Consider the following 23,535-nt stretch of genomic DNA (forward strand, 5'->3'; position numbering starts at 1 on the left):
GATGGCCAAGGACACCACCGGCCGCTTGCACGTCCAGGTCAAGACCGGCGGCAAGCGCAAGCTCTCGTCAAAGCTGTGGCTCGAGCGCCAGCTCAACGATCCCTACGTCGCCAAGGCCAAGGCGCAAGGCTATCGCTCGCGCGCCGCGTTCAAGCTGCTCGAGATCGACGACAAGTTCCGCCTACTGAAGCCCGGCATGGCCGTGGTCGATCTCGGCGCGGCACCGGGCGGCTGGAGCCAGATCGCAGCCAAGCGCGTCGGCTCCGTCGACGGTAAGGGCAAGGTCGTCGCCATCGATCTGTTGGAGATGCCGGAGATTCCCGGCGTCGACTTCGCGCAGCTCGACTTCATGGACAACGCCGCGCCGGACAAGCTGACCGCGATGCTGGGCGGTGGCGCCGACATCGTGATGTCCGACATGGCCGCCAACACCACCGGTCACCGCAAGACCGACCAGCTCCGCATCGTCGGCCTGGTCGAGACCGCAGCCGCCTTCGCGTGTGACGTGCTCAAGCCCGGCGGGACGTTTCTGGCCAAGACGTTCCAGAGCGGCGCCGATGCCGAGCTGCTGGCCCAGCTCAAGCGCGATTTTGCGACGGTGCGGCACGTGAAGCCGGCGGCGAGTAGGCAGGATTCGTCGGAGCGCTATGTGTTGGCGACGGGATTTCGCGGCGCCAACTAGGGCGCGAACCAACCGGCCGGATCTAACGATGTCCGTTGTTCGGGGCAGACGGGAAATTGGCGGAGGGTAACGCGATTGCCCCATTGGCGCGCAGGCCACGACCACAACTCGAAGAACATTGCTTCATTGATTCAGATCAAGAACCGCACCCGTCAAAGGCCCACTACCGTCGACCAGATCGATCCTGCCGAAATTTGAGGTACACCGACCAGATTATCCATGAGCTGAAACGTATCACAAGGAGGGTGAAATGAGCCGTGGCATGCCATCGATGACTGCGCTCCTTGGAATGCTTGCCCTTGCGGGTTACCAGAACCGGGACAAGCTGACGGAAATGTTCAACAACGCGACGGGCGGCTCGTCCAAGACCGGCGGCGGACAGCCGCAGGCACAAGGCGATCTGTCAAATGTCTTCGGCGGTTTGCTGGGCGGTGGAGGCGTCGGAAGCCTTCTTGGTGGTGGTCTTAGCGAGTTGCTCGATCAATTCACGAAAAACGGACAGGGAGAAGCTGCCGATTCATGGGTAGGTCCCGGCCCCAACAAAGAAATAGATCCTCCTCAGCTCAAGCAAGCGATAGGTCAGGACGTTTTGGCGACGCTGGTAAAGCAGACCGGCCTGTCGCAAGAAGAGCTTCTTGCCCGACTTTCGCGGGAACTGCCAACAGCCGTCGATAAGTATACGCCGGACGGTCGTTTGCCTCCTCGGGACTCCTGATCACCGCATAGGGAAACAGCACCATGAGCATCATCTGGACCATCATTGTTGGATTTCTCGCGGGCGTCGTTGCGAAGTTCATTATGCCCGGGAGCAATGAACCGTCAGGGTTCGTTTTGACGACCATTTTGGGCATCGTGGGGTCGATCGTGGCGTCTTACCTCGGACAGGCACTCGGATGGTATAAGGCGGGTGAAGGTGCGGGCTTCATCGGTGCAGTTGTCGGGGCAATCATCCTGTTAGCGATATACGGATTCTTTGCCGGGAAGCGTCGAGTTGCATGATCTGATCGGCGATGGCGCTTCCTCAAACCCCAGACAAGGATGGGTTGCTTGACACTGTCGCCAGCCCATTCGAGTTACTGAAGAGCGGGATTCGGCAACTATATGAGGGCGACTCTTCCGGCGGGGTGCGGTTCAGGTACGCCCTGCTCCTGCTCGATGTCGTCACGGTGTCGTTTATCATTGTGACGTCGTTCCTGCCTCGCAGCAGGGCTATCGAATCGATCGACCTGGTGTTCGGTGTCTTGATTCTTGCTGATTTCTCGGCGCGGTTGATTATCAGCCGGCATCCGCTCCAGGAATTCGTCCGTCTGTCAACATGGACGGATATCGTCGTGATCATTTCCTTTCTTGCGCCGTTTGCGGGAGAAGCTGGCGGTTTCCTGCGGACGCTTCGAACCTTGCGATTGCTTCGCGACGTTCGGATGGTGGCGCGGCTCCGCTCCGACAGTTCCTTCTTTCGGCAAAACGAGGAAGTCGTCTTTGCCGTCGCAAAGCTCGCCGTGTTCATTTTCGTGATGACGGGAGTAGTCTACGAGACCCAGAAATCTCACAACATGCAGATCGCTAATTATGCTGATGCACTCTACTTCACTGTCACGGCACTGACGACGACCGGCTTTGGTGACATCACCTTGCCAGGTACGATTGGTCGCCTGATAACTGTTGTTATAATGATCTTCGGCGTGACGCTTTTTTTGAATCTTGCCAAAGCATTGTTGGCGCCCGCAAAGGTGCGTTTCCCGTGCCCGGTTTGCGGCCTGCAGCGCCATGATATCGATGCCGTCCATTGCAAGGCCTGCGGCACGGTATTGAATATTCCTGATGAAGGGGCTGACTAGTTGCCACCGACAACACGATCGGCTCACGTGCAGCGCGGGCTTGGGATTGCTGACTGCGAGCCACAGAAGGACTTGCGATGAGCGTCGGGCTGCTAGGGTTGCTCGAAGACGTCGCCGCGATCGCGAAGGTGGCAGCTGCGTCTCTAGACGATGTGGCGGCTCAAGCTACCAGAGCGGGTGCCAAAGCGGCCGCTGTCGTGATCGATGATACAGCCGTTACACCGCGATATGTATTCGGATTTTCGGCCGAGCGGGAATTGCCAATCGTAACCAGAATTGCGGCCGGCTCGCTTCGGAACAAGCTTTTCGTATTGCTTCCAGCGATCATGGCCATCAGCTACTTTCTGCCGGGGATACTGACACCGCTCCTCATGCTGGGCGGGGTCTATCTCTGCTACGAAGGAACCGAAAAGGTCGCGGAAGCCTTCGCGTCTCATGAGACGCACGATTATGAAGCACAGGCGCGCATAGTTGGGATGAACGCGCAAGCACTCGAAGACGAGAAAGTCGCCAGCGCCGTCAAAACCGACTTCATCCTCTCTGCGGAGATCATGGCGATTACGTTGGCGGCTGTTCCCGATGCGAGTTTCTGGATGCAGTCGCTGGTATTGGCGGTCGTCGGAATCGGCATCACCATCGCGGTCTACGGCGTGGTCGCCTTGATCGTGAAGGCCGACGACGTTGGCGTCGCTCTTGCAGGGCACAATGGAAATTCAATTGGCGGTGCGACGAGCCGCGCATTCGGACGCGCGCTCGTTCGCGGTATGCCCGGGTTTCTGGTGTTTCTCGGCGCTGTTGGCACGGCGGCCATGATCTGGGTGGGCGGCAGCATTATTGTCCACGGATTGGAGGCATACGATGTGCACTTCATCGGCCGCACCGTCGGATCCGCTGCCGAAGCTGCAGGTGACGCGTTGCCGTCCGTTGCCGTGGTGGCGAAATGGACCGTCGAAACCGTCCTCTCGGGGATCATGGGGTTGTTGGTTGGCAGCATATCGATCCCTGCTATCAGATTTGCCGTCGCGCCTGCGTGGAGGTTTTTGCAACGTACTTGGTAGAATTTGCCGCTATCACGCCGCAACAAGCGTACATCAGGTGCGCCGGCACCAAGCATCCCGTTTTATGAGCGTACGCGCACGCTAGTTTCGGGCGGGGGGGCCGATAGACTTTCGCGAATTGCGCCACGATCGCATATTGCTGGTGATTTGCCCGACGCGTCAAGCGATTTCGGAAAAGGCGCAATGTTGTCATCTCGGCGCTCCCCGCTACTTTGCATGGGGTTGTTTTCCGGCTTTTTGCGAGGGGGCGGCTTGTGGCCACAAGCTCCGTCATTGCGAGCGTAGCGAAGCAATCCAGAACTTTATGCGACGCTGGATTGCTTCGCTACGCTCGCAATGACGAGCTGAGGCACTAACCCAGCCGCTGATCCCGCATGTCCTGGGTATCCTCCGTCGCCACCTTGACGGCGGCGCTCGCCGCGCTCTTGGCTGCGCCCTTGCGGCTGGCGATCTCCACCGCCTTGCGGCCTGAGATCTCGTGGCCGGCATCGCGAGGCATCTGCCAGAAGAACCAGGCCGACGCGGCCGAGGTCAGCCCCACCACGATGAAAGCGGGCCCGAACACGGTGGCGTCGATCTCGGCGACGTGGCGCCACCACATCGTCGATTCGACCGAGAAGGCGCCGACCGCGACTCCCGCGGAGACCGCGAGTTGCTGGTTGACGCTGACGAGCGTCGTGGCGCGGCTCATCTGCGGTGCCTCGACTTCCGCATAGGCAACCGTGTTGATCGCGGTGAACTCCAACGAGCGGAAGAAACCGCCGACCACCAGGATGACCATGATGATGAGCAGCGGGGTCGTAACAGTGAACAGAGCACACACGCCGAGGAAGAACGCGCTGATGATCGCGTTCATCGTCATCAGGTTACGAAAGCCGAAGGTGTGGATGAGGCGCGCGGCCAGCGCCTTCATGCCCATCGCGCCAAGCGAGGAGGCGAAGGTCACGAGGCCCGAATGGAACGGCGTCAGCCCGAAGCCAATCTGCATCAGCAGCGGCAGCAGGAATGGCAGTGCGCCGATGCCGAGCCGGAACATGAAGCCGCCGATGACGGCCGCGCGCAGCGTCGCGAGGTTCAGCAGCGAAAAGTCCAGCACCGGCGATCCGGTTTTCCGCGCATGCACGACGTAGAGCGTCATCGAGATCGCGCCGCCCGCGACCAGCGCGAGCACGGTGCTCCAGGGCAGCAGATTGAGGCCGGCGACCGACAGGCCGAAGGCGATGCCGGCAAGCCCGATGCCCGCGAGCATCATGCCCTTGAGATCGAACGGCTCCTGGGCCTCGCTCTTGATGGGATCGATGTAGCGCAGCGCCATGAAGATGCCGAGCAGACCGATCGGCAGGTTGATCAGGAAAATCCAGTGCCACGACGCATAGGTGGTGATGAAACCGCCGAGCGGCGGGCCGACCACGGGACCGATCAGTGCAGGTACGGTGACCCAGGCCATGGCGTTGACGAGCTCGCTCTTGTCGATCGAGCGCAGCAGCACGAGCCGTCCGACCGGCGTCATCATGGCGCCGCCCATGCCCTGAAGGATACGCGCGAACACGAAGTCGGCTACCGAGCCCGACAGCGCGCAGCCGACCGAGCCGACCATGAAGACTCCGACGGCAATCGCAAACACCAGCCGGGCGCCAAACCGGTCGGCAGTCCAGCCGCTCGCGGGGATGAAGACCGCCAGCGAGAGCAAATAGGAGGTGATCGCGAGCTTCAGCGTCAGCGGGCTGGTGCCGATGTCGGCAGCGATCGCGGGCAGGGAGGTCGCGATCACCGTCGAGTCCATGTTTTCCATGAACAGGGCGGTCGCCACGATCAGCGGGATCACGCGTTGCTTGTTGACCGACATCACCGATATTTAATGGAAATCAGAAGGAAGAGGCGAGCAATGCGGCTTAACACCGTCGCGGCCCCGAGACCATTGCGGAACCGCGCATAGCACCTAAATCCTGCGTGACGGTGCGACCCCGACTGTGTGTCCAGGGTGGCACCGGGTGCCGGAGATCCCGCGAATGATCTACATCCTTGCCGCGCTTCTGCCGCCGATCGGGCTGCTCCTGAACGGGCAACCATTCTCGGCGATCTTCAACCTCGTCCTGTGCGTGGTTTGCGTGATTTTCGGCCTGATTTTTCACATTTTGCTGCTGGTCCCGTCGGCGCATGCGATCATCGCGGTGCACATGAAGCGGGAGGACCGGCGGCATCGGGAGGTCGTGGACGCGATCCGCCAGCACGGCCCGCCGCCGGGTTATCGGCGCTAAAGACGCAAAAAAGCCTGTGCATGGCTGGCAATCGGGCCGAATTGCTTTGATTCGTCACCCGGCCGTGCTATCGACCGGCGTCAACCCCACCGATGGGCTCCGATTCGACGGTGCTGCCGCAAGGTACGCCGAGGGCGGCGCTCATCCATAAGCATTTGCGGCACGGCCGCAGGAAGGAGTTGGCAGATGGCCACGGTGCAACTTCAAGGCATCCGCGAAGCCTTTACGTTCGACGACGTGCTGTTGAAGCCGGGCCTCTCGGACGTGCTTCCATCCGAGGTCGACATCCGCTCCCGCGTCACCCGCGCCATTCCGCTCAACATCCCGATCATGGCTTCCGCCATGGATACGGTCACCGAGGCCCGCATGGCGATCGCCATGGCGCAGGCCGGCGGCCTCGGCGTCATCCACCGCAATTTCGATCCCGAAGGGCAGGCCGCCCAGGTGCGGCAGGTCAAGCGATACGAGTCGGGCATGGTGGTGAACCCGCTCACCATCAGCCCCGATGCCACGCTGGACGACGCGCTCAAGCTGATGAGCGATCACGGCATCTCCGGCATTCCCGTCGTCACCGGCGCGGGCAAGACCACGCCGGGCAAGCTGGTCGGCATCCTCACCAATCGTGACGTGCGTTTTGCGACCGATCGCCGGCAAAAAGTCTCCGAGCTGATGACGCACGAAAATCTCGTCACTGTGCGCGAGAATGTCAGCCAGGACGAAGCGAGGCGGATGCTGCACAAGCATCGCATCGAAAAGCTGCTCGTCGTCGACGACCAGTATCGCTGCGTTGGCCTGATCACCGTGAAGGACATGGAGAAGGCGGTCGCCCATCCGCTCGCCTGCAAGGACGCGCAGGGCCGCCTGCGGGTCGCCGCCGCCACCACCGTCGGCGATACCGGCTTCGAGCGTACCGAGCGTCTGATCGACGCCGGCGTCGATCTCGTCGTCGTCGACACCGCGCACGGCCATTCCCGTCACGTGCTCCACGCCGTCAACCGCATCAAGCGCCTGTCCAACTCGGTTCAGGTCGTCGCCGGTAACGTTGCGACCGAAGACGGTGCGCAGGCGCTGATCGATGCGGGCGCGGACTGCATCAAGGTCGGCATCGGCCCGGGCTCGATCTGCACCACGCGGATCGTCGCCGGCGTCGGCGTGCCGCAGCTCACCGCGATCATGGATGTGGTGGAAGCGGCGAAGAAGGCGGACATTCCCGTGATCGCCGACGGTGGCATCAAGTTCTCCGGCGACCTCGCCAAGGCGTTGGCGGCCGGTGCCGACATTGCCATGGTCGGCTCGCTGCTTGCCGGCACTGATGAAACGCCAGGCGAAGTCTTCCTGTGGCAGGGCCGCTCCTACAAGGCCTATCGTGGCATGGGCTCGGTTGGCGCGATGGCGCGCGGTTCGGCCGACCGCTACTTCCAGCAGGACATCAAGGACACGCTCAAACTCGTGCCTGAAGGCATCGAGGGCCAGGTGCCGTACAAGGGTCCGGTCGGCAACGTCATGCATCAGCTCGCCGGCGGCCTACGTGCCGCGATGGGTTATGTCGGCGCGCGCGACATCAACGAGCTGCATGCCAAGGCGCGTTTCGTCCGCATCACCGGCGCGGGCCTGCGCGAAAGCCACGTCCACGACGTGACCATCACGCGCGAAGCCCCGAACTATCCGGGCGGGGGCTAGCTCGCTCTCGTGCCCCGGACAAAGCGCAGCGTCTCTTCGACGATGCGTTGCAGAGCCGGGGCCCATCTTTCCGCTTGGTCGCTCGTGGCCATCTGGGTCCCGGCTCTGCGCAGCAGCGCAAGAGCGCTGCAGCGCGTCCGGGACACGAGAGAAGCGAAGGGGCAGCGCAACCGTGCTCTACTCCTTTTGTGTTGACGTGCCTCGCTTGCTCCGCTTCCGTTCGCGTCGAAAGACAATCAGGAGGAAGCCATCATGTCCCAAGGCAAACGCATCGTTCTCGCCGCGCGTCCCGTTGGCGAGCCCAAGCCGTCCGATTTCCGCATCGAGGAATTCGCAGTCCCAACGCCAGGCGCGGGCGAGGTGCTGTTGCGGACGATCTGGCTGTCGCTCGATCCCTATATGCGCGGGCGCATGAGCGAAGGCCCGTCCTATGCCGCGCCGGTGCCGATCGGCGGCGTGATGGAGGGCGAGACGGTCAGCGAGGTCATGGCCTCCAACAATGCCGATTTTTCCAAGGGCGACATCGTGCGCACGCGCGCGGGCTGGCTCACGCATGCGGTCTCGAACGGCAAGGGACTGATCAAGGTGGATCCGAAGCTGGCGCCGATCTCGACCTCGATCGGCGTGCTCGGCATGCCCGGCATGACGGCCTACACAGGCTTGCTTGATATCGGCAAGCCGCAAGCCGGCGAGACCGTCGTCGTGGCCGGTGCCTCGGGCGCGGTGGGTTCGGCCGTCGGCCAGATCGCGAAGATCAAGGGTGCGCGAGCGGTCGGCATCGCAGGCGGCAAGGACAAGTGCGATTACGTGGTCAAAGAGCTCGGCTTCGATGCCTGCATCGATCACCGCGATCCCGATCTCGCAGCCAAGCTGAAGGACGCCTGCCCGAAGGGGATCGACGTCTATTTCGAGAATGTCGGCGGCGCGGTGTTCGAGGCGGTCTTCCCGCAACTCAATGCCTTCGCGCGCGTGCCGGTCTGCGGCCTGATCGCGCATTACAACGACACCGAGGCCAAGCCGCCGAAATGGGCAGGCAGCATGATGCGTGCGATCCTGACCAAGCGGCTGACCTTCCGCGGCTTCATCGTCAGTGACTTCGCCGCTCGCCACGGCGACTTCCTGCGCGACATGTCCGCTTGGGTGCGCGAGGGCAAGGTCAAGTACAAGGAGTTCGTCACGGAGGGCTTGGACAGCGCGCCCGGCGCTTTCATGGGCCTCCTGAAGGGCGCCAATTTCGGCAAGCAACTCGTCCGGGTCGGGCCGGACAACGCCTGATGCGCCAATTGCCGGCCCCTTCGGGGGTCGGCAATGGTTAATAAAGAGTCGCCGATCGGCAACACCGGCCCGTAAAAGCCGAGGGTATGACCCTCCGTTCATTGACGGGCCGGGGAAGGCATTGAATCATCGCGCATATTTTAGGTGTGATGATGTTAGAGATTGGTATTTTCAGCGTAATTCTGCTGGCCGCCGGCTATTGGGCGACCATGTTCATCATGGGCCGTCACGACGACGTGCTGCACGGCAAGTTCGTTCACAGCGACGATGAGCCCGAAAGCACGGCAGCCGCAGCGCCGGCTTCGTCGCCATTTCCAGCCCGGCCGGTCTTCCCCAAGCGCCCCGCACCGCGGGTGGCCGCGAGCGCAAAGCCCGTGAACAGCGACGCCCTGCAATCGCTCCTGGCCGCGATCCAGCAGGATCTGAGGGACGTCGCGTAAGCGTTAGACGCTCCCGCGTTCGACCAAGGACAGCTCGACCGCGCGTCGCGGCTCGGCGCTCGGCGCGCCGGACAGGCGGGCCAGCAAGAGCTCGCCTGCGATGCGGCCGATCGCGGCGGCATCGAAGGTGATGGTGGTGAGGCCAGGCGTGATCTGGTCCGCCACGTCGTTGTCGCCGAAGCCGAGCACAGCGAGATCGCGGGGCACCGTCAGGCCGCGCGATCGCGCCTCGATCAGCGCACCGGTCGCCAGCAGATCGTTGGCACAAAACACGGCGTCAACGCTCACGCTGCTGTCGAGCAGGGTGGTGAAGGCAGCGCGGCCATCGACCAGGCCCGTGATCTCACCGAGGCTGATCTCCTGGACGATTTCGAGGCCCAGCCTCGCTGCCGCCGCGCGAAACCCGTCGCGGCGGAGCGCACCGCGGCCGCCGCTGCGTCCGATGAAGGCGACGCGGCGATGACCGGCGTCCGCCAGTCGCCGTGCCGCCATAGCGCCGGCATCGGTGTTGGAGAGGCCAACCAGCATGTCAATGGGATCGCGCGGAAACGCCCAGGTCTCGATCACGGGGATGCCGAGCTCGGCGAGCGCCGCGCGGTTCTCCTGAAGCTCGATCACGCCGGTGAACATCACCCCCGCGGGACGGATGCCGCGCAGCGACTGGATCATCGCGACTTCCTTGGCATAGGAGTAGGAGGTCTGGCCGACAAGCACCTCAAAACCCTCCGGCTCCAGCGTGCCCGCGAAGCTGCGCACGGCGAGCCCGAACTGCTGGCTCAGGATGTTGGAGACGAAGGCGACCACCACGTTCGACCGGCCCGAGCGCAGCGCGCGGGCATGCGGGTTCGACGCATATCCGGTCGCCTCGATCACCTCGAGAATGCGCTCGCGCGTCTCGCGATTGACCTTCTCGGGATGACGCAGCACCCGCGATACCGTGATCGGCGCGACACCTGCGCGCTCCGCCACCTCCTCGATGCGCGGCGGCCGTCCACCCGCAGCGCCGCGGCCGGGCGGCGCCGGAATGCGCAGTACGTCATCGTAGGTCGCCGTTGCCGGAGCGGTCATCGAACCCCTAGGGTGGTTGAAGCAAGTGTCGTCGCCAAAGCTCAGCGCGCCAGCACCTCCTCGCGTGTGAGGGCGCGGCCGACCTGGACCAGGCAATCACCGCTCTGGCTGTCGGTGTGCAGGCGCTGCGAGATCACGATGCCGTCGGCGGGGAAGCGCAGCACCTCTTCGGGCACTTCCGGTCGCTCGAAATCATGATACCAGCCGGCGATGTCGCCGGCCTTGACGCGTGCGCCGACCGAAACGGCCGGCTCGAACCAGCCGCGCCGCGTCGCGAACACCGCCTGCGCGTGGCTTTGCAGGGCCAGCAATTCGGTATCGCGCTCGACCGGCGCATGAGGTCCGAGTACCGGTGCCTGCACGATGCCCAGCGCCAGCAGCAGCCGGTCGACAGCGCGCGCGGTGAGCGCCATGGTCTGCGGCGTGACGGTGCCGCCACCGCCGAATTCGCCTGACAGCCCGATGGCGCCGGCGCGCGCCGCTGCCGCCATCGAGGTCGGTGCGGCGGCGCCATTCTCGGCGACGAAGGCGAAGGGCATCCCTAACCCTTCCATCAGGCGAAGCGCGTGGCCGAACATTTCGGGTGGTCCCTGGCGCTCGATCAGCGCGCAGGGCACATGCGCCATGGAGGTGCCGCCGGAATGGATGTCGAAGACGACGTCGTGGCGCGGAAACAGCTCGTGCTCGAGGAAGTGGGCCAGGCGAAAGGTCGGCGTGCCGCCGGCATCGCCCGGAAAGGCGCGGTTGAGATTGCCCTCGTCGAGCGGCGAGCGCCGGCGCGCCGCCATCACGGCGGGCAGGTTGGCGAAGGGCAGAATTGTGATCTCACCCTTGATGGCGGCACGATCGAGCCGGCGATAGAGCCGCGTCAGCGTGATCTCGCCTTCATATTCGTCGCCATGATTACCGGCCATCAAAAGTAGCTTTGGGCCGGCGCCGTTCCTGATCCGGAAGATCGGGATCTTGAGCTGGAAGTAGGGGGAGCGATCGATCGAGAAGGGAATGCCGAGATGGCCGGACCATTTCTGGTCCTTCTCGAAATCGATCTCGTGAAAAAGTCCGGTATGCATGGATGGCCTCAGGGCCGTGCCGTCGCCGACGCCGGCCGAAGGTTGGAAGAAAGAGCGGTGCCTCTAGAGCAAGGCGACCGCGGTCATCTCGACGCGCAGGTCGGGATCGGCGAGGCGGGCTTCGACGCAGGCGCGCGCCGGCGGGTTGGCCGGATCGATCCAGGCGTCGTAGACCGAGTTCATGGTGTCGAAATCAATGATGTGTGGCAGGAAGACGTTGACCGCCACGAGCTTGGAGCGGTCGGAGCCGGCTTCCTTCAACAGCGCGTCGATCTTGGCGAGCACCTGCTGGGTCTGCGACACGATGCCTGCCTTGCGGTCATCGGCGACCTGGCCGGCGATGTGCACCAGGCCGCCGGCAGCGACGGCCTGGCTCATGCGCGAGCCGACGACGTAACGTTTGATCATCTGAAAATTCTCCTCGTGAAGATGTGCTCCCGCGCACGGCGCGGGAGCTTTGTCTGAATTACAGGGTCGGGAGCGTCTGCTCTTCCTTGAACCATTTGAGCTGCAGCGCGCCGAGCTTGCCGTTGAGCTTGTTGGTGAAGATGTCGGTGTTGATCCAGTTGAGCAGGTTCTGCTCGCCCTGGCGCACGCCGACATGGGCCGGCGACTGCCGGATCAGGAATTTCAGCTCGACCTCCTTGGTCGGGTTCTGCTCCTGCACCTTGATCGCGATCGCGCTGTTCTCGGCAAAGGTATCGGCTTGTCCGGCGAGGAAGGCGGCGATGGCAGCCGGCGTGTCCTCGAAACGGACCAGCTTCACCTTCGGCGCGTTGTCGGTGAGCCAGACGTCGAGCGTCGTGCCCTTGGCGACCGCAACGGTGCGCCCCTCCAGATTGTCCGGCTTCTTGCCTGTTGCCGCCGGAATGGACTTGGCGCCGTAGACGCCGAGATTCACTACCGCATAGGGCTGCGAGAACATCACCTGCTGCGCGCGTTCCGGCGTGGCGCCGAGACCGGCGATGAGGAGATCGATCTTGTCGGACAAGAGGCTCGGGATGCGCGCCGCGCCCGTCACCGGGACGAGCTCGAGCTTCACGCCCATGTCGGCAGCGATCAGCTTGGCGAGGTCGGCATCAAGCCCCGCGATCTCGCCCTTGTCGTCCTTGAAACCCCAGGGCGCGGCGTCGGTGAGGATGCCGACGCGGAGCTTGCCCGCGCCGAGCACGTCCTGAAGCTTGTCGGCCTTGGCGAGGCTTGTTGCGGCAAGGACGGCAAGCGCCGCTGCTGCGATCGTGAAGAGGGACTTCCGCTTTCTCATGACTCTCTCCTGGTGGCGGCACGATGGCCGGATTGGTGGGACGACGCTCATTTCGCCGATGCGATGAAGCTTGCGAGCTCTGACGTCTCGGGGTTTGCGAACAGCTTTGCCGGCGGGCCCTGTTCCCAGACGCGACCCTGATGCATGAAGACGATGCGGTCGGCGACGTTGCGGGCAAACCCCATCTCGTGGGTGACGAGGATCATCGTCATGCCCTGCTTGGCCATCGCCTCCATCACCTTCAGCACCTCGCCGACGAGCTCGGGATCGAGCGCCGAGGTGACCTCGTCGAACAGCATGAGGTGCGGGGCCATGGCGAGGCAGCGGGCGATCGCGACGCGCTGCTGCTGGCCGCCGGAGAGCTGCTCCGGCCAGGCATCGATCTTGTCGGCAAGACCGACCCGGGTGAGCACGTCAAGGGCCAACGCGCGGGCCTTCGATTTGTCGATGCGGCCGGTCAGGAGTGGTGCGAGCGTGATGTTGCGCTCGACCTTCAGATGCGGAAACAGGTTGAAGGCCTGGAACACGATGCCGACGTGCTGGCGGAATTTCTTGAGGTCGGGCATCCCGGCGTGGACCTTTTGCCCTTCGACGCGAATTTCGCCGGCATCGACGCTCTCCAGCGCATTGATGCAGCGGAGCAGCGTCGACTTGCCGGAGCCGGAGCGGCCGATGATCGTGACGATCTCGCCTTCCTCGACCTCGAGCGACACGCCCCTGAGCACGTCGACCCGACCGAACTTCTTGTGCACGTCGCGGATTTCAACGAGAGCCATCGAGGCGGGCCTCCAGGGAGCGGGACCAGAGCGTGAGCGGCAGGCACAGCGCGAAATAGATCGCGGCGACGAGCGCGTAGGTGAGGAGCGGCTGGAACGTCGCCGCGCTCACCACTTGCCCTGCGCGTGCGAGCTCGACGAAGCCGAGGATCGAGGCGAGCGAGGTGCCCTTGATGAGCTGCACCAGGAAGCCGACGGTCGGCGGCAGCGATAGTCGCAGCGCCTGCGGCGCGATGATGTGGCGGAATTGCTGCCAGAACGACAGGCCGAGGCACGCGCCCGCTTCCCATTGCGCCTGCTTCACCGCCTCGAGCCCGCCGCGCCAGATCTCGCCCAGGAAGGCGGCCGTGTAGAGCGTATAGGCGACGGTGACCGCAACGAGTGCGGGCACCTGGATGCCGAGGAACACCGGCATGCCGAAATAGAAGAAGAACAGCAGCCCGAGCAGCGGCACGCTCTGGATCACCTGGATGGCCGCGGCCATTGTCCAGCGTAGCCCGGCAAAACGGCTGATGCGGCCCATGGCAAGCCCGAGCGCCAGCGGCGCGCCGAAGGCGAGCGCGAGCACGACGAGCACGACGGTCCAGCGCAGCGCTGCAACGAGCGAAACGAGATCGATGAGGGAGAAGGATCGCATCGCTTTTCCCTCAGCGCCGCCGTGGCCAGCGGAAGGCGGCTGCGCCAACAAGCGCGAACAGCGCCTTGAACGACATCGCCATCGCGAAATAGACGATGCAGATCACCGCATAGACCTCGAAGCTGCGATAGGTGCGGCTCTCGATGAAGCCTGCGACGTGAAACAGCTCATCGGCAGCGACCTGCGAGGCGAGGGAGGTTCCGAGCAGCAGCAGCACGAACTGGCTGGTGATGGCAGGATACGCATTGCGCAGCGCCGGCGGCAGCACGATGTGGCGAAACACCTGCCAGCCGGAGAGGCCGAGGCAGTGGCCGGCCTCGACCTGGCTCTTCGGAATGGAATCGAGGCCTGCACGGATGATCTCGACCGAATAGGCGCCAAAATAGAGCGACAGCGCCACGGCGGCCGCCTCAAATGCCGGCAGCTTCAGGCCGAAGGTCGGCAACACGAAGAAGACGATGAAGATCTGGACCAGCGACGGCGTGTTCCGGAACAGCTCGATGTAACCGCGCACCAGCCAGCGCAGTGATTTCACGCGGCCCTTCAGCGCGACGGCGCCGGCAACGCCGATCAACAGCCCGAACAGCGCCGATATCACGGTCAGTTCGAGCGTGACGATCGCCCCGTCGATCAACTGGTTCTGATAGCGCCAGAGCGGAAGGAAGTTCATGTGCCGCTCAGCCGAACTGCGTGGTGAGCGCACGCGTGACGGTGCCGCCTGTATCGAGGCCATAGATCACGCGCCAGCGGTCGAGACAGGTGCAGGGATGCGAGATGCCGAGGGCGAGGATGTCGCCAACGGCGAGCGGGTTGTCTTCAGCGAGGGCGACGAAGGCGTGCTGGTCGTTGAGCCGGGTGACGGAGAGCCCCTCAGCAAGGCTTCGCTGCTCCACGCCATCGCGGTAGACGCGGAGCGCGCCCGGAAGGCCCTGATCGAAGGAGGTATCGCGCATCCCGAAGCCGCAGATCGCGAGGCCCGCCTCGGGGCGCGACAGCACCTCGGCCCAGAGTGTGAGGGCGGGGCGAAAACTTTCGGCCGCGGAGCGGCGCACGCCGTCGATGACGAGACCGCCGCGCCGGTCGATTTCCGCGAAGGCGCGTGAATAGATGCCGTGATCTCCGAAGAACAGCGCGCCGGAGCGCAGGACGATGCTCGCATTGCCGTCGCGCTGCGCGACCGGCACGAGCGCTGCTGCGACGACATCGAAATAAGCAGAGCCGCCGGCGCTGAGGATCAGCGACCGCGACGGAGCGGCGTTCCGTACCAGCGCAAAGGCTTCGATCGTGCGTGCCATCAGCCTCGCGATGGCTTGCGCGGTTTCCTCGGTGTCCGGCGTGGCGACTGCGCCTTCGTAGGTGGCAACGCCGCCGAGCGAGAGGCGCTTCGCAGCGAGCACCGCCGCGATCACAGCCTCGACCGCTGCCTGGTCGCGCGCGCCGGCGCGGCCCGCGCCGAGCTCGACCAGCACGGATATGTCGCTGCGGCCCGACAGATGCGCGGCTTCGGCTAGCGAAGCGACCGCAGCGGGCGAGTCCGCGAAGGCATGAAACTCAACGTCGGGATAAGCGCTCAGCAGCGCGCCGAGCCGCCGCCCGGCGGCAAGGCCGCCGATCTCGTTTGCGAGCAGCAGGCGCCGTTCGCCATGGGCGAGCAGCACGGCGGCCTGCTGGATGTTGGCGACCGTCGTGCCCCAGGCACCGCCATCGCGCAGCGAGCGGGCAAGCTCCGGCGACATCGGCGTCTTGGCGTGCGGGGCAACGGCAACGCCGGCGCCACTGCACCAGCGCAGGAAGAGGTCGCGGTTGGTGGCAAAGGCCGCATCATCCAGGGTGAGGGCGGGGAGTGCGAGGTCGCCGCGGGAGGGCCGCCAGCCCTGGCTTCCGATCTCCTCGGTGGCGAGGCCGTCGACCAGGGGGATGCCCCTCGTGGTCGCAGAAAGGCGCTGAGCGCCCCACCGGGAAAACGATTGCATTGTCACTCCGTCTCGCGGCGCTCAATCGCCGGTGACGACGATATGACGGAAATGACAACGTTGTCATCAGGAGTTTTCAGTCATCGCGTTACGAAGGTGAGGCATTGCGGTATCAAAGTAGGGATAGGCGCCTAAGAATGAGGCTGACCCATCTGCGCCAGCAATTCCTCGATGTCGACATCGACCTGCCCGGCGGCCCTGACGTGCCGGACCTCAAAGCTGTCGGGCTGGAAGCGGTATTCGACGAGACCGGTCTCCTTGGTCCCGATCCGCACCTGACGCGTATCGCTGGAGATGACGAAGCCGGCAGAGGGCGCCCAGACATGCCTTGTGTGACCATAGGTGAAATCGCGCCGCTGATGGACGTGGCCGCTCGCGACGAGGCGGACGTCAGCGCGCGCCATCATTTCGATCAGGCGCTGCCGCGCTGGCTGGGGCACGTAGCGGATCGCGGTGTCGACGGTTTCAGGATCATCGGGCCTGTTCAGGAACAGCGGCTTGTGCACAAACAGCGCGATCGGCTTGCCGTTTGCGCGCGACAATTGCGAGGCGAGCCAGTCGAACTGCTCTACCTCGAACCCAAGTCCCGAATTCATCACGAGCGAGTTGAGGCCGATAAAACACCAGCCTGCCGCCTCGAACTGCCAATGGTCGTGGCCGAAGACGGCGCGGAATTGCCGGCGGTGCGCTTCGTCTACCGGAGGCGCGGGTGCGGGCCCGACCGCGGTCGGGTTGTCGCCGATGTCGTGATTGCCCGGCAGATAGCGGCACGCCACGGGCAGGGCGTCGTGCAGGGTCTTTGCGAACTCCATGTCGTCGCGGCTGGTCGGTCCGTCGAAGGAGACGTCGCCGGTGTTGATGACGAGATCAGGCCGTGCGGCGTCGATGTGCTCGGCGACGCGATGGAAGTTCGCGATGAGGCCCGGGAAGCGGCGGCCGAGATGCGTGTCTGAGATCTGCGTCAGGCGGAATTCGGACATGGCGCCATTTTAGCTTCGACAGACGTCGGAACCATGACGGTCACATTCGCGGGTTGCGCAGGAGGAAAAGGCCAAAATCGCTTCAACTACCGATAGTTGGGCGCAGATGCGGGAACGGCGGTTCAAGTCGTTGATTGTCAGGGCCAGCGGTGGCGGCTAATGACGGTCTCGCCCACCGCATCAAGCGGAAGGATTCCGATGTCCGTACAAATGGTTTTGCTGCCGGTCTTCGCTCAGGTCGCGCTGACTTTCGCGCTCCTGATCTGGATGGCGCTGGCGCGGCGCGAGACACTGGTCTCCGGGGAGACCAAGATCCGCGACATCGCGCTCGGCGAGCCGAACTGGCCGAAGCGCGCCACGCAGATCGCCAATCGCTTTGCCAACCAGTTCGAACTGCCGGTGCTGTTCTACGTGCTGATCGCGCTGGCGCTGCCGCTGCGCCATGCCGATCTGTTCATCGTGCTGATGTCCTGGGTGTTCGTGGTGGTGCGGTTCGCCCATGCCGGCGTCTTCGTCAACTCGAACGATCTCGGCCGGCGCTCGACCGTCTGGCTCGCCGGCATGCTTGTGCTGCTCGCGATGTGGATCTACTTCGCGCTGAAGATTCTGTTGCTGATCTGATTTCAGATCTGATTTGAAAGATTCAAATGACCCCTGCTGCCCGGCTGTCCGCGGCCATCGAACTGATCGACACCATCGAGAAAGACCGCGTGCCCGCGGCGAAGGCGCTGAAGGAGTGGGGCACCGCGCATCGCTTCGCCGGCTCCGGCGACCGCGCGGCGATCGCCGGCCTCGTCTGGGACGTGCTGCGCCGCTACGCCTCCAGCGCGTATCTCATGGATTCCGACACCTCGCGCGCCCGCGTGATCGGCATGCTGCGCCTGGAGCGCGACATGGACACGCCGACCATGGCCGCGATGTTCGACGGCAACCGCTACGCGCCGGAGCCGTTGAGCGACGCCGAGCAGGCTGCGCTGGCATCGCGTTCCCTCGAGGACGCACCGGCTGCGGTTGCCGGCGACTATCCCGACTGGCTCGATCCGTACCTTGCCAAAGTCTTTGGTGAGGATCGGGCAGCGGAAGCGACTGCGATGGCAAGCCGCGCGCCGCTGGATCTGCGCGTCAACACGCTGAAAGGCAGTCGTGACAAGGTTCTCGGCCGATTATTTCATCTGAAGGCGCAGCCGACGCCGTGGTCGCCGAACGGGCTGCGCATCGAGCTTGGCGCCGACGCGCGCAATCCCGGCATCCAGTCGGAAGAGGATTTCATCAAGGGCGCCATTGAAGTGCAGGATGAAGGCTCGCAGCTTGCGGCCATGTTCACGGCCGCAAAGCCCGGCGAGCAGGTGATCGATCTGTGCGCCGGCGCCGGCGGCAAGACGCTGGCGCTGGCGGCCCTCATGCAGGGCAAGGGTCGCCTGATCGCGACCGACCGCGACAAGCGCCAGCTCGCCCCGATCCATGAGCGGCTGTCGCGCGCCGGCGTCCACAACGCGGAGATCCGCACGCCCAAGGGCGAGGCCGATCCGCTCGCCGACATCCGCAGCACCGCGGACCTCGTCGTGATCGACGCCCCCTGTACGGGAACCGGGACCTGGCGCCGCAACCCCGACGCCAAATGGCGCATGCGCCCGGGCGCCCTGGAGATCCGGCTGAGGGACCAGGCCGAGGTACTCGCGCGCGCCGTGCCGCTGGTGAAGCCGGGCGGCCGCATCGCCTACATCACCTGTTCGGTGCTGGCGGAGGAGAACGGTGAGCAGGTGAGGGCGTTCGTGGCGCGACATCCGGAATTCTCGGTCGTGCCGAGTGAGCAGACCGCCAGCGTGCTCTGGGACAAGGCGGAGGACTTTGCGCAGGCCGCGCTCAGGACGTCCGAGGGCTGGTTGTTGACGCCCAGGCGAACGGGCACGGACGGGTTCTTCGTTTCGGTGCTGAAGAAGGCTGCGTAACCACACTGCCGAAGGGCGAATCGCGAGCCGCATTTTCGACTGTCATCGCCCGACTTGATCGGGCGATCAGAGACAGCGACGGATACGGAGAAGCCGCGGCGTACTGGATTCCCCGCTTGCCGCCTACGCTGAAGCTTCGGCGAGCCAAGACCTCACGCCCCGGCGAAGCCATGGCGTAGCCGGGTCGCGGGGAATGACAGCGGTACGCGGCGCAGCGCCGCCGTTCCGCCAAAACAAAAGCCCCGCGCACCGAAGCTCGGTGGCGGGGCTTGATACCTCACGCTCTGCCAGTACGTCCGTGGTCAGAGCGCTGTGGCGCGTTGCGCGGGCGGACTAGCCGGCGCGGATGTTGTCAGCCGAAGACTTGCCGCTGCGGCGGTCTGCGACGATGTCGAACGACACCTTCTGGCCCTCGTTGAGGGTGCTGAGACCAGCGCGCTCGACCGCGCTGATGTGAACGAAAACGTCCTTCGCGCCGTCATCCGGCTGGATGAAACCGAAGCCCTTTTGATTGTTGAACCACTTCACGGTGCCCATAGCCATGGGAATATCCTTTGTTGATAGTACGCACGTGGACCGGTACGCACCGATGCGCCCAGATCCGGATTGGTCGATTTTGGAGAAATCTCTGAAACGTGCGCGCCCGTCAAAAACGAGGCGAAGCGGCCCAGTCGTTCGGCCAAGTATCGATCGTGCAAATATAGCGAAATAATGGGGCTACTTCAAGGCGGCACACGTGGGTCGCGAATCGTATGACTTTTCTATTTCGCGCTGCGCGGCCGGGTCTTACGGCGTCGCCGGCCTCCGTCAATCCACGATGAAGAGCGTCGCGCCCGTCACCGTCGATGAGCGGTGCGCAGCATCGCCGAAGTCCGAGACCTGGTAGCTCATTCCCGGCGTCAGCTTGAAGCTGCGCCCGTCGCGCAGCTCGGTGTCGAGCTCGCCCTGGAGCACATAGAGCACGTGGCCGCGGTCGCACCAGTGGTCGGCGAGGTAGCCCGGCGAATACTCCACCATCCGTACCCGGAGATCGCCGATGTTCAGCGTCCGCCATCTGGCCTCGCCGGTCTCTCCCGGATGGATCGTCGCCTCGACCTTGCTCCAGTCGGTGACGGTGAAGGGCGAAGTGGGGAGTTTCATTGGGTGGTCCTGTCGTTGCGTTCATACGGTGCTGCACAGCGCGAGCTCAGGTCCCACCGTCATTCCGGGGCGCCCGAAGGGCGAGCCCGGAATCTCGAGATTCCGGGCTCGGTGCTTCGCACCGCCCCGGAATGACCTGCTCTTCTAGTGCTCCAAATGATTCGCCGAGCCCTGCACGATACGTCCTTCGGCGTTCACCCGCAGGTACTCGCAAATCTTCTTTCCGCGCTCGTTCTGATAAAACACCACGGCGCTGTCCGGGCTGACGAATACATCGATCAGCGTGAAGTGCAGGTCCGGCAAAAGCGCCAGCGCCTTGCCCCAATAGGCGCGCAGGCTCGCCTTGCCGTGCAGAGTTCCGCTTGCGTCGATGCCGAGCGCCTGGATGCGGTCCGAGGTCATCCCGGCTGCATCGTCATAGAGCGCGAGCACGCGTTCGAGATCGCGCGAATTCCAGGCCTCGATCCATGTCCGCCCCAGGGCGGCAAGCTCCGAGGGTTGATGGTGATGTGGCATCGCGTCCTCCCTGATCTGTCCCTGTCTGGAGGGGTACAAATTTATTAGGTCAATAGTGCTTACCTATATCGCTCCTGTCCATGCCCAAAGAAGAATGTGGGCGCGCATCCGCGCGCGGTTGCGGGCAGGCACGGCGTCGCGTATTTGCTTGCCATGACAGCAGCACAGCACGACCGCTCCCCGTCGTCGCCCCATGTGGCCTCGGCGCACGACAAGATTCTCATCGTCGACTTCGGCAGCCAGGTGACGCAGCTCATCGCGCGTCGCGTTCGCGAGGACGGCGTCTATTGCGAGATCGTTCCGTTCAACAAGGCCGAAGAGGCCTTCAAGGAGATGAAGCCGAAGGCGGTGATTCTCTCCGGCGGACCGGAATCGGTGCATGAGGAGGGATCGCCCCGCGCCCCGCAACTGATCTTCGCCTCCGGCGTGCCGGTGATGGGCATCTGCTACGGCCAGATGACCATGGCGGCCCAGTTAGGAGGCGAGGTCGAGGGCGGCCACCACCGCGAGTTCGGCCGCGCCGATGTCGAGGTGAGGGCCGAGAGCAAGCTGTTCGAGGACACCTGGAAGCTCGGCGGCAAGCACCAGGTCTGGATGAGCCATGGCGACCGCATCACCAGGATGCCGCCGGGATTTACGGTTGCAGGCACCTCGCCGAATGCGCCGTTCGCCATCATCCAGGACGAGACGCGCAAATATTACGGCCTGATGTTCCATCCCGAGGTGGTGCACACGCCCGATGGCGCCAAGCTGATCCGCAACTTCGTCCGCAAGATCGCAGGGCTTAGCGGCGACTGGACCATGCGCGCCTTCCGCGAGGAGGCGATCCAGAAGATCCGCAACCAGGTCGGCAAGGGCAGGGTGATCTGCGGCCTCTCCGGCGGCGTCGATTCGGCGGTGGCCGCGGTGCTGATCCACGAGGCGATCGGCGACCAGCTCACCTGCGTGTTCGTCGATCATGGTCTGCTCCGTCTCGATGAGGCCAAGACGGTGGTCGACCTGTTCCGCCACCACTACAACATCCCGCTCGTGCACGTGGACGCGTCAAAACAGTTCCTCGGCGAGCTCGAAGGCGTCACCGATCCGGAGGTGAAGCGCAAGACCATCGGCCGTCTCTTCATCGACGTGTTCGACACCGAGGCCAAGAAGATCGGCGGCGCCGATTTCCTCGCGCAAGGCACGCTCTACCCCGACGTGATCGAGAGCGTCTCCTTCACCGGCGGCCCCTCGGTGACGATCAAGTCGCACCACAATGTCGGCGGCCTGCCCGAGCGCATGAACATGAAGCTCGTCGAGCCGCTGCGCGAGCTCTTCAAGGACGAGGTGCGCGAGTTAGGGCGCGAGCTCGGTCTGCCCGAAATCTTCGTCGGCCGCCACCCGTTCCCGGGCCCGGGCCTCGCCATCCGCTGCCCCGGCGACATCACGCGCGACAAGCTCGACATCCTGCGCAAGGCCGATGCCGTCTACATCGACCAGATCCGCAAGCACGGTCTCTACGACGAGATCTGGCAGGCCTTTGCCGTGCTGCTCCCCGTGAAGACCGTCGGCGTCATGGGCGACGGCCGCACCTACGATTACGTCGTCGGCCTTCGCGCGGTGACCTCCACCGACGGCATGACCGCGGACTTCTACCAGTTCGACATGAAATTCCTGGGCGAGACCGCCACGCGCATCATCAACGAGGTGAAGGGCGTGAACCGGGTGGTGTACGACGTGACGAGCAAGCCGCCTGGGACGATCGAGTGGGAGTAGTGAGGCTGGGTGCAATGGCGCAGCCTAGCGTAGGTTTGGTGAGGCTGTTCCGATTTACGTTCATTTCAGCAACTGACCAAGGTTGTGGCCGAGCTTAATCCAGCCGATGTCGGCATTCCACCTCCCTTCCACTGACAGAGTATTCAGGCGCACAACAGCGTACAGAATGGCTGGACGTTGTGAGGCAAGGGAGCGGCAGCGAACTGGTCCACTGGAGCGAGATGCATCGCGACCAATGGCCGTAATCGCTCAACGGGGCTCCTCCAAACTGCGAAATCTAAGTGATTGTTTTGAATCAACTTCTTAAGCGGAGTGGGGAGGGGGCTCGTTTGTAGCTACGGTGACAAGCTACGGATGACATCAACTCCCGCAGATCCTGGGGCAAAGCGGACATCCGCCCGCAATCCTATGTCGCAGAAGGGCCAGAAGCCGACCTCACTTCTGCTCTTGAAACCACGGGCGGTTTATCGAGCGGGCCGGTCGCGGATTTGTGGTGCCTAGCTTGAATGTTTCGGGTCGTAGTTTTCCCGGAAGTGCTCAACGGCACCGTCAATTTGAACCCAGTCATGTTTCGAATGCTCAAAAACCGAAATGGCAGGGGCTGGGTATTTTGGATTTGCCATCGCGCCGACTGCAACGCCGATCATCGAAGGTAAACTAGTGACTGTCCAATAGACCGTTGACCCGCACTGTGGACAAAAATAGTTATGCATTTCCCCGCCGCTTGCGGCGGCGTGCGCGAACTCTTTTGAGGCTCCCGAGATTGCGACAACCTTAGCGGGGTAATAGGCGCCTACGCCGAACGGCGCGCCGGTTCGGCGTTGGCAGTCGATGCAGTGACAGGCAACGACTACCTTGGATGGTTCTTCTGGAAGCGATAGCGTGAGCGAACCGCAGTTGCACCTTGCATAACGCATAGAAGAGGTCCTCATGTCACTGCGGCTTTGTGGCCGATGGTCGCGTCGGCGCGGGCAAAGGCGTCGGCGGCACGTCGAGGCCGAGCTCCTTCGCCACGATCAGGTTAACCAGGAGGTCGAACTTCGTCGGCTGCTCGACCGGAAGATCGGCGGGCTTCGCCCCTACAAAAAATCTTGTCGATTAAGTCGCCGGCGCGCCGCCGAAGTCGATGAAGGCCACCGTGCCGACGCGGGTCGAGCATTCGATTCCTATTTTTCGTAG

26 protein-coding genes are annotated in these 23,535 nt (G+C 63.8%); 12 read left to right on the plus strand and 14 right to left on the minus strand.

Translation table 11 applies throughout. The features are described from left to right. The first annotated feature begins 1 nt into the window (after position 1). The 5 genes from Q3C01_RS02395 (at position 2) to Q3C01_RS02415 (ending at position 3,578) form a co-directional block, all read left to right on the plus strand. The gene (locus Q3C01_RS02395) at positions 2-682 is read left to right on the plus strand and encodes an RlmE family RNA methyltransferase (protein ID WP_458143522.1); all 681 of its coding nucleotides are present in this window, start codon (positions 2-4) and stop codon (positions 680-682) included. A gap of 250 nt (positions 683-932) precedes the next feature. After that, positions 933-1,397, plus strand: coding sequence for a YidB family protein (locus Q3C01_RS02400; RefSeq protein WP_458143524.1), 465 nt, complete (start codon positions 933-935; stop codon positions 1,395-1,397). A gap of 23 nt (positions 1,398-1,420) precedes the next feature. Continuing rightward, positions 1,421-1,681, plus strand: coding sequence for a GlsB/YeaQ/YmgE family stress response membrane protein (locus tag Q3C01_RS02405; protein WP_458143526.1), 261 nt, complete (start codon positions 1,421-1,423; stop codon positions 1,679-1,681). 11 nt (positions 1,682-1,692) lie between these two features. Next, positions 1,693-2,520 carry a potassium channel family protein gene (locus Q3C01_RS02410; protein WP_458143528.1) on the plus strand — a complete coding sequence of 276 codons (828 nt, stop codon included), beginning with the start codon at positions 1,693-1,695 and terminating at the stop codon, positions 2,518-2,520. 77 nt (positions 2,521-2,597) lie between these two features. Further along, complete coding sequence (locus tag Q3C01_RS02415) at positions 2,598-3,578, plus strand: DUF808 domain-containing protein (RefSeq protein ID WP_458143530.1); 981 nt, start codon at positions 2,598-2,600, stop codon at positions 3,576-3,578. 352 nt (positions 3,579-3,930) lie between these two features. Here the strand turns inward: Q3C01_RS02415 and Q3C01_RS02420 are convergent, their stop codons facing one another. Further along, on the minus strand, positions 3,931-5,424 hold the full coding sequence (locus Q3C01_RS02420; RefSeq protein WP_458143532.1) for an MFS transporter: 1,494 nt from the start codon (positions 5,422-5,424) through the stop codon (positions 3,931-3,933). A 163-nt stretch (positions 5,425-5,587) separates the two neighbouring features. Here Q3C01_RS02420 and Q3C01_RS02425 point away from each other — a divergent pair, with 163 nt between their 5' ends. The 4 genes from Q3C01_RS02425 to Q3C01_RS02440 all read left to right on the plus strand — a co-directional run bounded on the left by Q3C01_RS02425 (position 5,588) and on the right by Q3C01_RS02440 (position 9,231). Then, on the plus strand, positions 5,588-5,836 hold the full coding sequence (locus tag Q3C01_RS02425) for a hypothetical protein (RefSeq protein ID WP_458143534.1): 249 nt from the start codon (positions 5,588-5,590) through the stop codon (positions 5,834-5,836). A 186-nt stretch (positions 5,837-6,022) separates the two neighbouring features. Then, positions 6,023-7,516 carry an IMP dehydrogenase gene (gene guaB / locus Q3C01_RS02430; RefSeq protein ID WP_458143536.1) on the plus strand — a complete coding sequence of 498 codons (1,494 nt, stop codon included), beginning with the start codon at positions 6,023-6,025 and terminating at the stop codon, positions 7,514-7,516. Positions 7,517-7,768: 252 nt separating this feature from the next. Then, positions 7,769-8,791, plus strand: a complete 1,023-nt coding sequence (locus Q3C01_RS02435; protein WP_458143538.1) for an NADP-dependent oxidoreductase — start codon at positions 7,769-7,771, stop codon at positions 8,789-8,791. A 152-nt stretch (positions 8,792-8,943) separates the two neighbouring features. Then, positions 8,944-9,231, plus strand: coding sequence for a hypothetical protein (locus tag Q3C01_RS02440; protein WP_458143540.1), 288 nt, complete (start codon positions 8,944-8,946; stop codon positions 9,229-9,231). Positions 9,232-9,234: 3 nt separating this feature from the next. Here Q3C01_RS02440 and Q3C01_RS02445 read toward each other — a convergent pair whose 3' ends face one another. From Q3C01_RS02445 to Q3C01_RS02485, 9 genes are all read right to left on the minus strand, one after another. Further along, positions 9,235-10,299, minus strand: a complete 1,065-nt coding sequence (locus tag Q3C01_RS02445) for a LacI family DNA-binding transcriptional regulator (RefSeq protein WP_458143542.1) — start codon at positions 10,297-10,299, stop codon at positions 9,235-9,237. A gap of 41 nt (positions 10,300-10,340) precedes the next feature. After that, positions 10,341-11,369: a succinylglutamate desuccinylase/aspartoacylase family protein gene (locus Q3C01_RS02450; protein WP_458143544.1), complete on the minus strand. Its 1,029-nt coding sequence runs from the start codon at positions 11,367-11,369 to the stop codon at positions 10,341-10,343. A gap of 63 nt (positions 11,370-11,432) precedes the next feature. Next, positions 11,433-11,777 carry a RidA family protein gene (locus Q3C01_RS02455; RefSeq protein WP_458143546.1) on the minus strand — a complete coding sequence of 115 codons (345 nt, stop codon included), beginning with the start codon at positions 11,775-11,777 and terminating at the stop codon, positions 11,433-11,435. A 58-nt stretch (positions 11,778-11,835) separates the two neighbouring features. After that, the gene (locus Q3C01_RS02460; protein ID WP_458143548.1) at positions 11,836-12,633 is read right to left on the minus strand and encodes a transporter substrate-binding domain-containing protein; all 798 of its coding nucleotides are present in this window, start codon (positions 12,631-12,633) and stop codon (positions 11,836-11,838) included. A 47-nt stretch (positions 12,634-12,680) separates the two neighbouring features. After that, positions 12,681-13,409, minus strand: a complete 729-nt coding sequence (locus Q3C01_RS02465; RefSeq protein ID WP_458143550.1) for an amino acid ABC transporter ATP-binding protein — start codon at positions 13,407-13,409, stop codon at positions 12,681-12,683. Then, positions 13,396-14,046, minus strand: coding sequence for an amino acid ABC transporter permease (locus tag Q3C01_RS02470; protein WP_458143551.1), 651 nt, complete (start codon positions 14,044-14,046; stop codon positions 13,396-13,398). Before Q3C01_RS02470 ends, Q3C01_RS02465 begins: the two co-directional genes overlap by 14 nt. Positions 14,047-14,056: 10 nt before the next feature. Next, positions 14,057-14,716 (minus strand): amino acid ABC transporter permease, encoded by a 660-nt coding sequence (locus Q3C01_RS02475; protein ID WP_458143553.1) that lies wholly within the window; start codon positions 14,714-14,716, stop codon positions 14,057-14,059. 7 nt (positions 14,717-14,723) lie between these two features. Continuing rightward, positions 14,724-16,019 carry an alanine racemase gene (locus Q3C01_RS02480; RefSeq protein WP_458143554.1) on the minus strand — a complete coding sequence of 432 codons (1,296 nt, stop codon included), beginning with the start codon at positions 16,017-16,019 and terminating at the stop codon, positions 14,724-14,726. A gap of 131 nt (positions 16,020-16,150) precedes the next feature. Continuing rightward, positions 16,151-16,999 (minus strand): metallophosphoesterase family protein, encoded by an 849-nt coding sequence (locus tag Q3C01_RS02485; protein ID WP_458143555.1) that lies wholly within the window; start codon positions 16,997-16,999, stop codon positions 16,151-16,153. A 198-nt stretch (positions 17,000-17,197) separates the two neighbouring features. On the opposite strand from Q3C01_RS02485, the gene Q3C01_RS02490 reads away from it, so the two are divergent. Both Q3C01_RS02490 and Q3C01_RS02495 read left to right on the plus strand, forming a co-directional pair. Then, entirely contained in the window at positions 17,198-17,620 is a 423-nt protein-coding gene (locus tag Q3C01_RS02490) for an MAPEG family protein (RefSeq protein ID WP_458143556.1), read from the plus strand. 26 nt (positions 17,621-17,646) lie between these two features. Then, positions 17,647-18,948 (plus strand): RsmB/NOP family class I SAM-dependent RNA methyltransferase, encoded by a 1,302-nt coding sequence (locus tag Q3C01_RS02495; RefSeq protein WP_458143557.1) that lies wholly within the window; start codon positions 17,647-17,649, stop codon positions 18,946-18,948. Positions 18,949-19,281: 333 nt separating this feature from the next. Here the strand turns inward: Q3C01_RS02495 and Q3C01_RS02500 are convergent, their stop codons facing one another. The 3 genes from Q3C01_RS02500 to Q3C01_RS02510 all read right to left on the minus strand — a co-directional run bounded on the left by Q3C01_RS02500 (position 19,282) and on the right by Q3C01_RS02510 (position 20,604). Then, on the minus strand, positions 19,282-19,491 hold the full coding sequence (locus Q3C01_RS02500) for a cold-shock protein (RefSeq protein ID WP_027526965.1): 210 nt from the start codon (positions 19,489-19,491) through the stop codon (positions 19,282-19,284). Positions 19,492-19,755: 264 nt separating this feature from the next. Then, complete coding sequence (locus tag Q3C01_RS02505) at positions 19,756-20,088, minus strand: DHCW motif cupin fold protein (protein ID WP_458143559.1); 333 nt, start codon at positions 20,086-20,088, stop codon at positions 19,756-19,758. A gap of 144 nt (positions 20,089-20,232) precedes the next feature. Next, positions 20,233-20,604: a nuclear transport factor 2 family protein gene (locus tag Q3C01_RS02510; RefSeq protein WP_458143560.1), complete on the minus strand. Its 372-nt coding sequence runs from the start codon at positions 20,602-20,604 to the stop codon at positions 20,233-20,235. Between the two features lie 153 nt (positions 20,605-20,757). Between Q3C01_RS02510 and guaA the strand changes: the two genes are divergently transcribed. Then, positions 20,758-22,356 carry a glutamine-hydrolyzing GMP synthase gene (guaA, locus tag Q3C01_RS02515; RefSeq protein ID WP_458143561.1) on the plus strand — a complete coding sequence of 533 codons (1,599 nt, stop codon included), beginning with the start codon at positions 20,758-20,760 and terminating at the stop codon, positions 22,354-22,356. A gap of 497 nt (positions 22,357-22,853) precedes the next feature. Here guaA and Q3C01_RS02520 read toward each other — a convergent pair whose 3' ends face one another. Continuing rightward, positions 22,854-23,273, minus strand: coding sequence for a GFA family protein (locus Q3C01_RS02520; RefSeq protein WP_458143563.1), 420 nt, complete (start codon positions 23,271-23,273; stop codon positions 22,854-22,856). Between the last annotated feature and the right edge of the window lie 262 nt (positions 23,274-23,535).

It is taken from the genome of Bradyrhizobium sp. UFLA05-109 (assembly GCF_054185165.1).